A 12,570-nucleotide genomic window follows, 5' to 3' on the forward strand; every position below is an offset into this window, starting at 1 on the left:
TCATATATTGATACCTTGAATTCACTAATTGACACTACATAGACTCGCACCCTATGACAAGCCCCAAGATGAAATGAACGAGGAGGTTCAAGACATGCCAGCACCGGCGACATCGATCATCGTTGATTGGGGAACGACATCACTGAGGGCGGCGCTCGTTGGTGAAGGCGGCGCAGAACTCGATCATCTCGAAACCGCCGACGGCATTACGAGCCTTGGCAAGGGTGAACACGAAGCTGCGCTGATGGCAGCACTCGCGCCCTGGTTTTCGCGTCACGGGGCCTTGCCCGTCGCAGCGCTCGGCATGATCACCAGCCGCAACGGCTGGGTCGAAGTCGCTTATGTGCCGTGCCCGGCAGGCCCGGCGGAACTTGCCGCCGGAACGGTGCGCAAATCGCTGCCGAACGGCTCCAATCTCGTCTTCTTGCCGGGTCTCAATGACCCCGCCCGCCAGCCCTTTCCCGACGTGATGCGCGGCGAAGAAACCCAGATCGTCGGCCATGGCCTCGGCGAAGACGCCACCCTCATCATCCCCGGAACGCACAGCAAATGGGCGCGGATAAAGGCGGGTCGGATCGACGGTTTCCAGACATTCGTGACCGGTGAAATCTTTAATCTGCTGATCAATCACTCTTTCATCGCGCGCGGTTCCACGCAGCCGCCGGTCGATGATCCGCAGGCCTATCGCTGGGGTCTGAAAGAGGCAAAACGATCCGCCGCCATGCTGTCGCTGCTGTTTTCGGCGCGAACTGGCGGGCTTGCCGGCCGGCTTTCGCCGGATCAGTTGCGCTCCTATGTGCGGGGACTGGTCATCGGGCAGGAGTTTCGGCAGGCCCGCGATGCCGGATGGTATGCGGAGGGAGACGAGGCAGCGATCGTCGGCAATGACGGGCTGAACGATCTCTATCTGGTTGCCGCAGATGTTTTCGGGCTCAAGACATCCATGGGGGCGGACGATGCTCTCACGAAGGGTGCCCTGGCTGTCCTGCGCCAAGCTATTTCGTAACCTCTGCCGAGCGCCGGATGCCCAAATGGCGGCATCCTGCTTTCAAACCCCATGTTTTTAGGACCGTCATGTACGACTTCCCAGCCAATATCGGCACCAGCCGTCACGAAAACGATATCATTACCGCTCTGGTCCGCCTTCAACGCATCGGCCTCCCAGACAATCCGATCGCCTTTTATGGCTCATCCTCGTTTCGAATCTGGGGTTCCATTGCCGAAGATCTCGGCTCGCTGGATATCGTCAATCTGGGATTTGGCGGCGGCACTTACCTCTCCGCCAGCCACTACATGCACCAGCTTCTGGTTCCTTTAAAACCAAACAGAGTGGTGCTTTATTTCGGCGAAAACGATATTGCCAGCGACGGCCTCAAGGCTCAGACGTCGCTCCGGCACCTGCACGATTTGCGGGATGGAATCTATCGTGCGCTACCGCAGGCGGACGTGTTTGTTGTGGCGATCAAGCACAGTCCGGCGCGCTGGATATACCGCCATGAATTCGATCTCTTCAACCAGATGGCGCGCGACTGGTGCAATAGCAGCGAACGCACAACATGGCTTAACCCGAACGCCGGCCTCATTGGTGAGAACGGCCTCCCGATGTTCCGTTATTATTTATCCGATCTGGTTCACCTGAATGCGGCAGGCTATGCCGTCTGGTCGGAAGCGCTCAGAAAAACGCTGGGCCTACACAACTGAGGCGGGCGGCAACTTTATCTTCGCATCGAAGGAATCCGAATCCGCCGCGGGCCAACCAGGAGCATCGCCAATCGCACGCTTTTTTAGTGCCGGAAGCCCTTCAGCATGATCTCTCTTGCGCGCTTCTATCGCTTTAACCCTGTATCCGCGGGCTCTCCCGGCCGATCCCTCAGGCCGAGACGGGCGATTTTCTCATTGAGCGTGCGGTGGGGGATGCCGAGCCTCGCGGCCGCCTTAGCCGTATTGCCGTTACTGTCATCGATCGCGCGGCCGATGACGTCAGCCTCGAAGGCGACCAATTGCTCGGGCAAAGTCAGGGGATCGCCGGGCTGCAGGACTTCCCCTCCGGATGCGGCGTCATCGAGCCCAAGAGCGAAGCGCTCGGCGTACGCCTTGAGCTCCCGGACGTTGCCTCGCCATTCCTGCTGCCGCAATCGCGCCAGGAGATCGGCGGATACGCTCCGCTCGGCCCGGCCGTAGCGATGGGCGGCGAGCGAAGCGAAATGACCAAAGAGTAGGCCGATATCCTGCCGGCGCTGCCTGAGCGGCGGGATGCGCACATCCACGGTCGCCAGCCGGTAGAACAGATCTTCGCGGAACCGCCCGGCGGCGATTTCGCCGGAAAGGTCGCTCTTGGCAGCGGCGATAACCCGTACATCGATCGGTCGCAGCCGGTTTTCGCCCAGTCGCTCGACCAAGCGCTCCTGCAGCACGCGCAGGATTTTCGCCTGCAGTCCCAGGGGCATCGACTCGATTTCATCGAGAAAGATGGTTCCACCCGCGGCATGCTCGAACTTGCCTTGCCGGTCGGCGAGCGCGCCGGTGAAGGCCCCCTTCGCATGACCCAAAATTTCACTCTCGAAGATGCTTTCGGGCAGCGCTGCGCAATTGATCGCCACGAAGGGACCGCCCGCCCGGCGGCTTTGCTGGTGGAGCGCCTGGGCGACGAGCTCCTTGCCGGTTCCGGTTTCACCGACGACCAGCACGTCGATATCGACATTCGCCAGCATCTGGATGCGGCTGCGCAAGTCCCGGAGCGCCGGGCTGTCGCCGACGATCTCGACGCCGCCGCCCGTCTGGACCAACCCCTGAAGGCGGGCGATTTCTTGTTTCATCCGACGCTTCTCGACCGCCTTGTCGAGAATCGAAAGCAGATGCTCGGCATCATAGGGCTTTTCGATAAAGTCCTCCGCTCCCTGCTTCATCGCCTTGACCGCCAGGGTAACGTCGCCGTGACCAGTCATCAGAACGATAGGAACCTCGCTGCGGGCCTTGATCAGAGAGTTCAGAAGCGTCATGCCGTCTATGCTGGGCATGCGGATATCGCTCAACACGACATCCGGCTCGTCGCGAAAGAATTGCTGGTACGCTTCTTCAGGCCGATGGAAAGCGGATACGGAAAACCCGCTGACCTCCAACCAGTCGGTTGCCGCCTTCAGGAGGTCGCGGTCGTCATCAACAAGAAGAATATGTCCGCGGGTCATTGCGCCGCCTCGAGCGGATGTGCGGGCCGCTTGCCCACCGGCATCGAAATCGTCGCCATTGTCCCGCCGCCTGGCGTTTCGGCATAAAGAATCTCACCGCCGAACTCCCGAACAATCGCGGTTGCAATGGACAGGCCAAGGCCAAGGCCCTCACCCGTGAGCTTGGTGGTGAAGAAGGGCTCGGCAATACGATCACGGTGCTCCGGTGCGATACCCGAACCGTTGTCGATCACCGCTACGCTCACCCGCCCGGCATGCGCAGTCCGTTGTATGGTGACAGAAGGGTTCTGTATGCCTTCCACCGCATCGAGAGCGTTCAGGAGTAAATTGAGCGTCACCTGTTCGAGCTTCACCGCCACGGCAACGACAACCGGCGACGGCCCCCTCGCCTCGAACGCCGGCGTGACACCAAGCGCCTTCGCCCGAGGAGCCGCAAGATCGAGAGCGTTTCCTATGACCGCGTCGATGGTGACCGCTTCGAGGTCGGAAGCCCCCTTACGGCCAAATGTCTTGAGGTGCTTGACCGTTCGTTGCATCCGCTTGACCAGCGCGCGCGCATCGAGAAGCCGGTCGCCCACTTTCGCGGCGGCCTCTTTCTCCGCCAGAACACCGGCGGTCGCCAATGTGGCTTCAAGCGCCGCCAGCGGCTGGCTGACCTCATGCACGATCGCAGTCGACATCCGGCCGAGGGCAGCCATCTTTTCGGAATGGATGAGCCCTTCCTGCGCGCGGCGAAGCTCGTCCTCTGTCCGCTTGCGCATGTCGATCTCGCGGGCGAGGTCCTGCGTGCGTTCGGCCACCTTGCGTTCCAGGATTTCGCCCTGGCGCAGCCGCATCCGGATGATGAGCGCGCGCTGATGCAGGAAGTAGAGCGCGCCGGTGGATATGAGGCCGGCGATCAGCGCCGCGAGCGCCCAGAAGCCGGCGATCTTGCCGGCGTCACCCGTGCTCGTTGCCGCCAGCACCATCCAACCGTCCGGCTCGACGCGCGAGAATTTTGCCAGGAGCCGCTGCCCGCCCTCCTCCACATGGACCGCCCGCTCGTCCGTATTGTCCGCCGGCGGGGTTACGCCCGAAGGGAGGATAGGTTGTCTCGCCGCGAGATCGGCCCCCTCGTAGGTCCGTTCCTTGGCAAGTCGCTCGACGGCTTCATCGGAAAGTGCCGCCAACGGCCGGTATTTCCAATCCGGGTTGCCAGAGAGAAAGACGATGCCCCAGCGGTCGGCGATCGCAGTCTGGACACCCGCAGCCTCCCAGGTCAATTCGAGCGGCAGCAGATCCGCCTTAACGACGGCGACGATCGGCGGACGACCGGGCACGTCTATCCGCGACGTGAGAAAATAGCCAGGCTTGCGAGTGGTAACGCCGATCGCGTAATAACGTCCCTCGCCCGCACGCAGCGCATCCTGGAAATAAGGGCGGAAGCTGTAATCGTGGCCGACGAAGCTTTCACCAGTCGCGAAATTGCTCGCGGCAAGCGCGATCCCGCGGGCGTCGAGCACGTAGAGCTCGGCGGCGCCGGCTTGCCTTACGACTGTCTGAAGATAGCGGTTGGCGGCATCAAGAACAGCCGGGCTGGGTTCGCTTTCTGCAAGGGCGCGTATGCGGGCATCTTCGCCCATAACAAGTGGTAGATAACGAAACCGTTCGATCTCCGTGGCAATCGCCCTGTTGGTCAGGAAAAGACTTCGCTGAATCTGCCCTTCCAGGGCGCCGGTCGCCGAACTGCTCGCAAGATGGTAGGCGACAAAAGGCGCAATGCAGGTCACGACCAGCATCAGGACAGTCATTCTGCCGATGTTGCGCGCCATTGCCGAGTCGACCTGCCTTCCGGATGTGTCCTTAGATCGAAAGCGACCCAAGGACGGATTGTAAGTGTTGCAGCGACCTTTGCGGATCTGAAAACCGTGTCGTGCCGCAAGAATTGTCCGATGCATCAAGTGTAGCGCCTCTTTCTTGCAGAGAGAACAGCAGATCCGCAAGCGAGCGATCTGAACTGCTGCATCGTTCCCTCTTCAAATACCTTGCGATTTAAGGACCCCTGCAGCAGGCCTCACGGCGGAGGGGCGTCACATGGCCGCAGGACGATCGGCTCCTGTTTCTCTCGCCCGAACTCGCGGCAACCACCGACATCGCAGAGCGTCCAGCCGGAGATTGTCGCCCCGGAAGCGGCCAGGACCAACTCGGGGATCGGCGGAAGGTCCGGCGTCCAGATTGACCAGCCGCCTTCGCGATGGGCATTTTCTCCCGGTTCCATACCGGCGCCCGAGCCCTGGACGCGCGCCTCCTCGAGAAGAAGGCCCTGCGATGTGGCAGCCCAGCGCTCCTGCCACTGGATTTTCTCGACAGAATGCGTCCAGCCGAGCGTGAAGACGCTGGCGGCCAAGGCAACGGCCTTGCTGCCAGCAATGATGCAGACCAGCGTGCTCACACGGCCTCCGACGCCGGCTTGCCATTCGCCGTTCGCGCCCGCCGCCAGATCAGAAATACGAAGAGAGCGGCAAGCCCGAAGCCCACCTCATCGGTCAAAGGAAGGGCCGCAAGCAGGGTAAAAGCAGCCGCGGCCGCAAGCGCGCGCTCTGCAATCGACAGCCGGACGGCAACGAAGCCGATCACGGCCGTACCCCAGAGCCCGATCGCAAGGCCGGTCTTGATGACGATATAGGCGACCGCGAGCGGATAGCCGACGGCCGCGGCCATCGCTCCGCCGTCTTGGAGCATCAGCGCCGGCGAATAGACGGCCATGAACGGGATGACGAAACCCGCCGCCGCCACCTTGATCGCCTGCATCGCGATCTTCAGTCCACTTTCGCGCGCAATTGGTGCTGCCGCAAAGCAGGCGAGCGCGACCGGCGGCGTCAGGTCCGCCAGGATTCCGAAATAGAAGACGAACATGTGGCTGACGATGAGCGGCACGCCAAGTTCCAGCAACGCCGGGCCAGCGATCGACGAGGTGATGATGTAGTTAGGGATCGTCGGTATACCCATGCCGAGCACGAGGCAGGTCACCATGGTCAGGAGCAGCGACAGGAAGAGGCTCTGGCCGCCGACCGAGACGATGAACTGGCCGAAGGTGTTGGCCGCACCCGTCAGCGTCATCGTTCCGATGATCACACCGACAAGCGCGCAGGCGATTGCGACCGGCAAGGCCGTCTTCGCACCTTCTGCAAGGGCGTCGCGACAGGTCACCAGCGTCTCCCGGCCGCCCTTCGAGAACGCGTTGGCCCCGATGAGCAATGCCAGCGCGGCGACGATCACGCCGATGCCGTACTGGAAGAAGGCGGCCGCCACGAGACCAAGGCCGATCCAGAAGATGATTCGGATTACGCCGGCGGGCAAACCCAAGACAACCGAACTGCCGAGGATCAGCAGGGTCGTGAAGGCAAGGCCGACCGTGCCTGCGAAGAGCGGCGTGTAGCCCGAGAACAGCAGCCAGACCAGCGCGGCGAGCGGCAGGATCAGATACCATTGCTCGACGACCGCAGCCTTGGCCGAAGGCAAATCCGCCTTCGGCAGGCCGAGCAGCCCGCGCTTGCCGGCCTCGAGGTGCACCATCCAGAAGGCGGAAGCGAAATAAAGAATAGCCGGAATGATCGCCGCCTTGACGATCTCGTGATATTCGACGCCGAGCGTCTCTGCCATGATGAAGGCGACAGCGCCCATGACCGGCGGCATGATCTGCCCGCCCATCGAGGCCGTCGCTTCGACGCCGCCGGCAAAAGCCGGTCGATAACCGAACTTCTTCATCAGGGGAATGGTGAATTGCCCGGTCGTCACCACATTCGCAACGCCGGAGCCGGATATCGTGCCCATCAGGCCGGAGGAAATGATTGCCACCTTCGCCGCACCGCCGCGCTTGTGGCCGACGAAGCTTAGTGAGACATCGGTGAAGAGCCGGATCATACCGGCCTTTTCGAGGAAGGCGCCGAAGAGAATGAACAGGAAGATATAGGTCGACGACACAAAGGTCGGAATGCCGTAGATGCCCTCCGTACCATAGGCCATATGGTCTATCACCTGTGCGAAACCATAGCCGCGATGATCAAGCGGCGGCGGCAGATATTCACCGAACAGGCTGTAGGCGAGAAAGACGCCGGATATGATTGGCAAGGCCGGTCCCATGATCGCCCATGCGGCGGCGAAGACGATAGTAATCGCCAGGACGCCGACGGCAACATCGCGCGGAAGCGGATCGCCGGCACGAACGAGCAGTTCGGCATATTCGTAGCACTGGTAGAAGGCCACGGCCGCGCCAAGCAGGGCAAGGACCCAGGCAAACGTCTTTGCGGGCACGCCGCGCCCGGCGAATGTCGCCAGCAACGGGAATACGAGCACGGTGACGAAGCCGACGTGCACTGCCCTAACGATCTGACTCGGCAAGTCGAGCAGATGCGCAGCGGTCGAGATCTGGAAAATGGAGAAGGCAAGCGCGATCGCAAACAGGAGTCGTCCGTCCCAGGTCTTCGGAAAGGCCTGGGTCAGAGTCTCGTGCCCGTTAAGCTCCGCGGCATGATTTTGTTCATTTGTATTGTCGAGCATGGATTCCTCCCGAAAATCCGAGCAAATGTGGGCGGCGCTGGCCCGCTGGAGGGCCGTGCTTCCAGAGGCCGACGCGCAATGGCCGCAGCAGCAACCTCGGCGCCGGACGCCGCCCGTCGCCGTTAAAGCAGACCTTTTTCCTTATAGAAGCGCTCAGCTCCTGGATGGAGTGGAACAGGCATGCCTTTGAGCGCGTCCTCGATGCGGATATTCGCTGCCGCCTTGTGCGCCGCCTCGAGCGCCGGCAGGTTCTCGAACAACTGCTTGGTCATCTGGTAGGCGGTTTCGTCGGAAACCTCGGAATGTGTGATGAGGAAATTGACGACCGCAACCGTCTTCACATCGCTAGTCTGGCCCTGATATGTGCCGGCTGGAACAGTTGCGCTGATGTAGGGCGCGCCGAGTTTCGTGGCGATTTCCTCGGGTATCGTGACCATCTGTACCTCGACGGAGGTTGCCAGATCTTTGAAAGAGGAGACGCCGAGACCGGCAGACTGCAGCGTCGCATCGAGTTGCCGGTTCTTCATCAACTCGACGGATTCGGCAAAGGGCAGATATTCCGTTTTGCCGAGGTCTGCATAGCTCATGCCGGCAGCGGCAAGAATCGCTCGGGCATTCAACTCCGTGCCGGATTTCGGCGCGCCGACGGAAAGGCTCTTGCCTTTGAAATCGGCAAGGGTGGCGATACCGGATTCTTTCGACGCCATGATCTGGATATAGTTCGGATAGATGGCCGCGATCCCGCGCAGCTTATCGAGCGGGGCCTTGAATCCGGCATCCGTGTTACCCTCCCAGGCCAGCTTGACCGAATCCCCCAGTGCAAAGGCGATTTCACCGCGACCCTGCTGCAGCAGGTTGAGGTTCTCGACCGAGGCCTTCGTCGCCTGAACCTGGGTGCGAGCACCTTCAATCTTCTCGCCGTAGATCTTGGAGAGCGCAACGCCGAGCGGGTAATAAACGCCCGATGTGCCGCCGGTCAGGATGTTGATGAAATCCGCCGCCTTTGCCGCTGTCCCGGAAAAGGTGATGGACGTGCTTGCGATTGCCAAAATGATGGCGCGTTTCAATATGCTGTTCACTGGGTTCCTCCCACTCATTTGTGATCGACGCGACCGTTACCGGAACGGAACCGCGTGACGCCGAAGCAGCAAAAGACGGGCCAACTCTAACTAATTGAATTTGCGGTGAAGAAAAAGAGTCCCGAACGACAGCGGGCGAAATTCCGCCTGTCGCGCGCGGATGACTGGCAAGATTCCGCCTGAATTCTGCTACAATCCGCTTCATTCGATGATCGTGCGCTCTCGGCGTGGATACCGATGAATTAGCCGTTGAAGCCGCGTTTCGTGGATACGGAGCCGACCACTTTGATCCGCTTTATTGACGGCGAGATACAGTCCGGTCGATTGGTGCGGCATCGGCGTAACGCTGCTGGTGAACTGGGCGGTCAAGCCGTTCTCGATGGCACTGTTGGGTTGGCTGTTCATCGGATGACCTTCCGACCATTGCTGCCGATAGCGCAGATCGACTGGATTCCGCTGTCTGTCGACTCAGTCCGGCCGACGCAGGGCAAGACGCTTGCGCTCATACAGGTGTTGAGCGGATCGCAGTCGTTCAACGCCATCAACCAGCTCCGGGTTCTCAGCCGCTGGATGCGCATGATCACCGTTCCCAACCAGTCGTCGGTCGCCGAGGCATTTCAGGAATTCGACGCCGACGGGCGCATGAAGCCATCCTCCTGCTACGATCTGACCGCGTCAAGGCTATTTCCACATCTGTCGAAATAGCCTTGACGTCGTGGTGAATGCGAGTCATTTTATTTCCATGAAAATCGAAGTAGCAGCCGCCCAGCTTGAAGCCCTCGGGAATATCACCCGCCTCCAACTCTACCGGACGCTTGTTCGCGCCGGAGAGGATGGATTGCCCGTAGGCCGCATTCAGGAAAAGCTGGATATCGCGGCGTCGACGCTCTCCCATCATCTGAAGCGCCTGGTCGATACCGGCCTTGTGACCCAGGAACGGCAGGTGACGACGCTGATCTGCCGCGCCAACTATCCGGAGATGCAGGCACTAGTCGGCTATCTCGTTGACGAATGCTGTGCCGATGCCAACTGTTCATCGAAGACCGTGGAGGCCGCGGAATGATCCCTTTTTTTGCCCATATAATTCTAAATTACTAGAAATATCGAAGGAACTGTCATGTTGAATGCTGGTGAACTTCCCGTGGCCGTCATTGGTGCCGGACCGGTCGGTCTCGCCGCCGCAGCGCATCTCGCCATCCGTGGCATCCCGTTAATTGTTTTCGAGCGCGGCGACACGGTTGGCGCTTCGCTGATCGAGTGGGGACATGTCCGCATGTTCTCTCCATGGAGATACAATATTGACGCAGCCGCCCGCTCCCTTCTTGAGAACGCTGGATGGCAAGGCCCTGATGAAGATGCTCTGCCAACCGGGTCCGACATTGTTGGCGCATATCTGCAGCCGCTCGCCTCACTCCCGCAGATCGCGCGGAACCTCAAGCTGGGCGTCACCGTCACCGCGATCACCCGCGAGGGTCTGGACAAAGTCTCGTCCGCCGGCCGCGACGTTTCGGCCTTCCTCGTCAGATACAGGGACCAAGATGGCGAGGAAGCTCGGGTTCGGGCCCGCGCTGTGATCGACGCCTCCGGCACTTGGACGCAACCGAACCCGATCGGCGTCGACGGCCTACCCGTCCCCGGCGAGACGGCGGCTTCCGATTCCATCTCGTATGGCATTCCCGATGTCGCTGGCGTAGAGAGGGGTAAGTTTGCGGGCAAGCGCGTCCTCGTGATTGGCGGCGGCCATTCCGCGATCAATGCGGCGCTGGCGCTGATGGAGGTTCAGGAGGCAGAACCGGGCACGGAGATATTCTGGGCGCTTCGTCGTGGTGGCCTCGACCGCCTGCTAGGCGGCGGATTGAACGATCAGTTGCCGGAGCGCGGCGCGCTCGGCCTTGCCGCCAAGAGCGCCATGGAGGATGGTCGCCTGAATATGTTGACACCGTTCGCGGTGAACAGGATTCAGAAGGAAGGTTACAGTCTGCGCGTGGAGGCAATGCTCGCTGGTGCGCGATACTCGATCGTCGTCGATCGGATCATTGTGACCACGGGATTCCGGCCGGATCACTCGTTCCTGCGCGAACTGCGTATCGCACTCGATCCTACCGTCGAGGCGCCGCCGGCGCTTGCGCCGCTGATCGATCCCAATCTCCACTCCTGTGGCGACGTGCCTCCGCATGGCATCGTCGAACTCGCGCATCCGGAACCTGGCTTTACGATCGTCGGGTCGAAGTCCTACGGGCGCGCGCCCACCTTCCTGATGGCGACCGGATACGAGCAGGTGCGCTCCGTGGCGGCGGAGATCGCCGGCGATCACAAGGCGGCGCGCGAGGTCCATTTGGTATTGCCGAAGACAGGCGTTTGCAGTGTCGATCTCGGCGTAAGCCTGACGGAAGGAGCGGGGTCTGGGCAATGCTGCGGCGGTCCGGCGCCAGCGAATGTTGATGCCTGCTGCGTGGCCGACGCGGCGGCGAAGGCGGCCCAGCAGACGGGATGCGGATGCAACGGTGCTGCCCGTGCCGACAACACGTTGGTACAGGTTCGATGAGCGATAACAAGGTTCCTGCCGCCGCGATCCTTGCCCTCGGTCTGACCCAGATCATTGGCTATGGAAGTCTCTATTACAGCTTCAGCATTCTCGCGCCCGCCATGGCGCGAGATTTGGACTGGTCGTTGGAATGGATTTTCGGCGCACTATCCGCCGCTCTCCTGATCGGGGGCCTCGCCGCGCCCACGATGGGGAAATGGATCGATCGGTTCGGCGCCGGCCGTGTCATGACGGGCGGCTCGGCAATCGCCGCCGCGGCGCTGGTGGCCTGCGCCCTCTCTTCCGGCAAGGTGGCATTCGTTCTCTCACTGATCGCGATCGAGACGGCATCCAACCTGGTGCAGTACGGAGCGGCCTTCGCATTGCTCGTCCAGATCAAGCCGCAGGTCGCGCAGCGCAGCATCACCTACCTGACACTGATCGCCGGCTTCGCTTCAACGATCTTCTGGCCGATTACGACAGCGCTACAGGCTCACATGTCGTGGCAGCAGGTCTATATGGTCTTCGCTACGCTCAATCTCTCGGTCTGCTTGCCACTTCAGGCGTGGCTGTCGTTCAAGGTTACAAGAAACCACAAGGGCGCGAGCGGAGAACCGGCCAGGCAAGTGGCTCCCGGTCTGCAACCTTCGATACGACCAGCTGCGTTCGTCCTGATGGTGACGGGCTTTGCGCTTGAGAGTTTCGTCAACGCCGCGCTGCTCGTACACATGGTTCCCGTTCTCTCCGGACTCGGGCTTGGAGCCATGGCCGTCATGGTCGGCACACTGTTTGGTCCATCTCAAGTTCTGAGCCGCTTCGTTAATATGGTTTTCGGGAGCGGTCTGTCTCAATTGACCTTGGCACTCATTTCCGCCGTTCTGTTGCCAGCGGCGCTCATTATTCTGATCGCCACCGCTCCATCTGTTCCAGGTGCTCTGGTGTTTGCGGTGGTTTTCGGCCTGGGTTCAGGCCTCAGCAGCATTGTGCAAGGCACTCTTCCGCTAGTCCTCTTCGGAAGCCAAGGTTACGGAAAACGTCAAGGCCAAATCCTTTCGATCCGTTTGGTCATCTCGTCGACTGCACCGTTTGTCTTGGCTTTCATGATGAACGAGGTCGGCGTCGCATGGGCCTTGTCGGTCGCCGCCTTGCTCGGTTCAGCTGCAGTCGCAGCTTTCATCGGCATCCTGCGCTTAATGTCGCGAAACCACACGGCCCAGCTTGAACAACCTGCCTAAATCAGGCA

At 61.0% G+C, this 12,570-nt stretch carries 10 protein-coding genes and 2 pseudogenes; 7 read left to right on the forward strand and 5 right to left on the reverse strand.

The window, feature by feature from the left end; all coding sequences use genetic code 11:
* Positions 1-94: 94 nt before the first annotated feature.
* Together BS627_RS12535 and BS627_RS12540 are read left to right on the forward strand one after the other, a co-directional pair.
* Entirely contained in the window at positions 95-1,006 is a 912-nt protein-coding gene (locus tag BS627_RS12535; RefSeq protein WP_077983618.1) for a 2-dehydro-3-deoxygalactonokinase, read from the forward strand.
* Positions 1,007-1,074: 68 nt separating this feature from the next.
* Positions 1,075-1,701: a GDSL-type esterase/lipase family protein gene (locus BS627_RS12540; RefSeq protein WP_077983559.1), complete on the forward strand. Its 627-nt coding sequence runs from the start codon at positions 1,075-1,077 to the stop codon at positions 1,699-1,701.
* Between the two features lie 125 nt (positions 1,702-1,826).
* On the opposite strand, the gene BS627_RS12545 is transcribed toward BS627_RS12540, so the two are convergent.
* The 5 genes from BS627_RS12545 to BS627_RS12565 form a co-directional block, all read right to left on the reverse strand.
* Positions 1,827-3,185 (reverse strand): sigma-54-dependent transcriptional regulator, encoded by a 1,359-nt coding sequence (locus tag BS627_RS12545; protein ID WP_077983560.1) that lies wholly within the window; start codon positions 3,183-3,185, stop codon positions 1,827-1,829.
* Positions 3,182-4,996: an ATP-binding protein gene (locus tag BS627_RS12550; RefSeq protein ID WP_165691237.1), complete on the reverse strand. Its 1,815-nt coding sequence runs from the start codon at positions 4,994-4,996 to the stop codon at positions 3,182-3,184. The genes BS627_RS12545 and BS627_RS12550 overlap by 4 nt, the downstream gene beginning before the upstream one ends.
* Before the next feature lie 242 nt (positions 4,997-5,238).
* Positions 5,239-5,616: a DUF1850 domain-containing protein gene (locus BS627_RS12555; protein WP_077983562.1), complete on the reverse strand. Its 378-nt coding sequence runs from the start codon at positions 5,614-5,616 to the stop codon at positions 5,239-5,241.
* The gene (locus BS627_RS12560; RefSeq protein ID WP_077983563.1) at positions 5,613-7,724 is read right to left on the reverse strand and encodes a TRAP transporter permease; all 2,112 of its coding nucleotides are present in this window, start codon (positions 7,722-7,724) and stop codon (positions 5,613-5,615) included. Before BS627_RS12560 ends, BS627_RS12555 begins: the two co-directional genes overlap by 4 nt.
* A 122-nt stretch (positions 7,725-7,846) precedes the next feature.
* On the reverse strand, positions 7,847-8,791 hold the full coding sequence (locus tag BS627_RS12565; protein WP_077983564.1) for a TAXI family TRAP transporter solute-binding subunit: 945 nt from the start codon (positions 8,789-8,791) through the stop codon (positions 7,847-7,849).
* Between the two features lie 337 nt (positions 8,792-9,128).
* On the opposite strand from BS627_RS12565, the pseudogene BS627_RS24710 reads away from it, so the two are divergent.
* The 5 genes and pseudogenes from BS627_RS24710 to arsK form a co-directional block, all read left to right on the forward strand.
* Positions 9,129-9,250, forward strand: a pseudogene (locus tag BS627_RS24710) (arsenical-resistance protein); the annotation flags it as partial.
* Positions 9,239-9,469 (forward strand): annotated as a pseudogene (locus tag BS627_RS12570) (NAD(P)H-dependent oxidoreductase); the annotation flags it as partial. The pseudogenes BS627_RS24710 and BS627_RS12570, both read left to right, overlap by 12 nt.
* Before the next feature lie 76 nt (positions 9,470-9,545).
* Positions 9,546-9,866, forward strand: a complete 321-nt coding sequence (locus tag BS627_RS12575; protein WP_077983565.1) for an ArsR/SmtB family transcription factor — start codon at positions 9,546-9,548, stop codon at positions 9,864-9,866.
* A 54-nt stretch (positions 9,867-9,920) separates the two neighbouring features.
* On the forward strand, positions 9,921-11,348 hold the full coding sequence (locus BS627_RS12580; RefSeq protein WP_077983566.1) for an NAD(P)-binding domain-containing protein: 1,428 nt from the start codon (positions 9,921-9,923) through the stop codon (positions 11,346-11,348).
* Positions 11,345-12,562 (forward strand): arsenite efflux MFS transporter ArsK, encoded by a 1,218-nt coding sequence (gene arsK, locus BS627_RS12585; protein ID WP_077983567.1) that lies wholly within the window; start codon positions 11,345-11,347, stop codon positions 12,560-12,562. The genes BS627_RS12580 and arsK overlap by 4 nt, the downstream gene beginning before the upstream one ends.
* Positions 12,563-12,570 lie beyond the last annotated feature (8 nt).

The sequence above is a fragment of the Agrobacterium salinitolerans genome (genome assembly GCF_002008225.1).
In the GTDB taxonomy this organism is placed as follows: Bacteria; Pseudomonadota; Alphaproteobacteria; order Rhizobiales; family Rhizobiaceae; genus Agrobacterium; species Agrobacterium salinitolerans.

Excerpts from the sequence above, each read along its gene's own strand:
- BS627_RS12560 (WP_077983563.1), bottom strand. The coding sequence starts at position 7,724 with ATGCTCGACAATACAAATGAACAAAATCATGCCGCGGAGCTTAACGGG.
- BS627_RS12540 (WP_077983559.1), top strand. The coding sequence starts at position 1,075 with ATGTACGACTTCCCAGCCAATATCGGCACCAGCCGTCACGAAAACGAT.
- BS627_RS12535 (WP_077983618.1), top strand. The coding sequence starts at position 95 with ATGCCAGCACCGGCGACATCGATCATCGTTGATTGGGGAACGACATCA.
- arsK (WP_077983567.1), top strand. The coding sequence starts at position 11,345 with ATGAGCGATAACAAGGTTCCTGCCGCCGCGATCCTTGCCCTCGGTCTG.
- BS627_RS12545 (WP_077983560.1), bottom strand. The coding sequence starts at position 3,185 with ATGACCCGCGGACATATTCTTCTTGTTGATGACGACCGCGACCTCCTG.
- BS627_RS12550 (WP_165691237.1), bottom strand. The coding sequence starts at position 4,996 with ATGGCGCGCAACATCGGCAGAATGACTGTCCTGATGCTGGTCGTGACC.
- BS627_RS12580 (WP_077983566.1), top strand. The coding sequence starts at position 9,921 with ATGTTGAATGCTGGTGAACTTCCCGTGGCCGTCATTGGTGCCGGACCG.
- BS627_RS12575 (WP_077983565.1), top strand. The coding sequence starts at position 9,546 with ATGAAAATCGAAGTAGCAGCCGCCCAGCTTGAAGCCCTCGGGAATATC.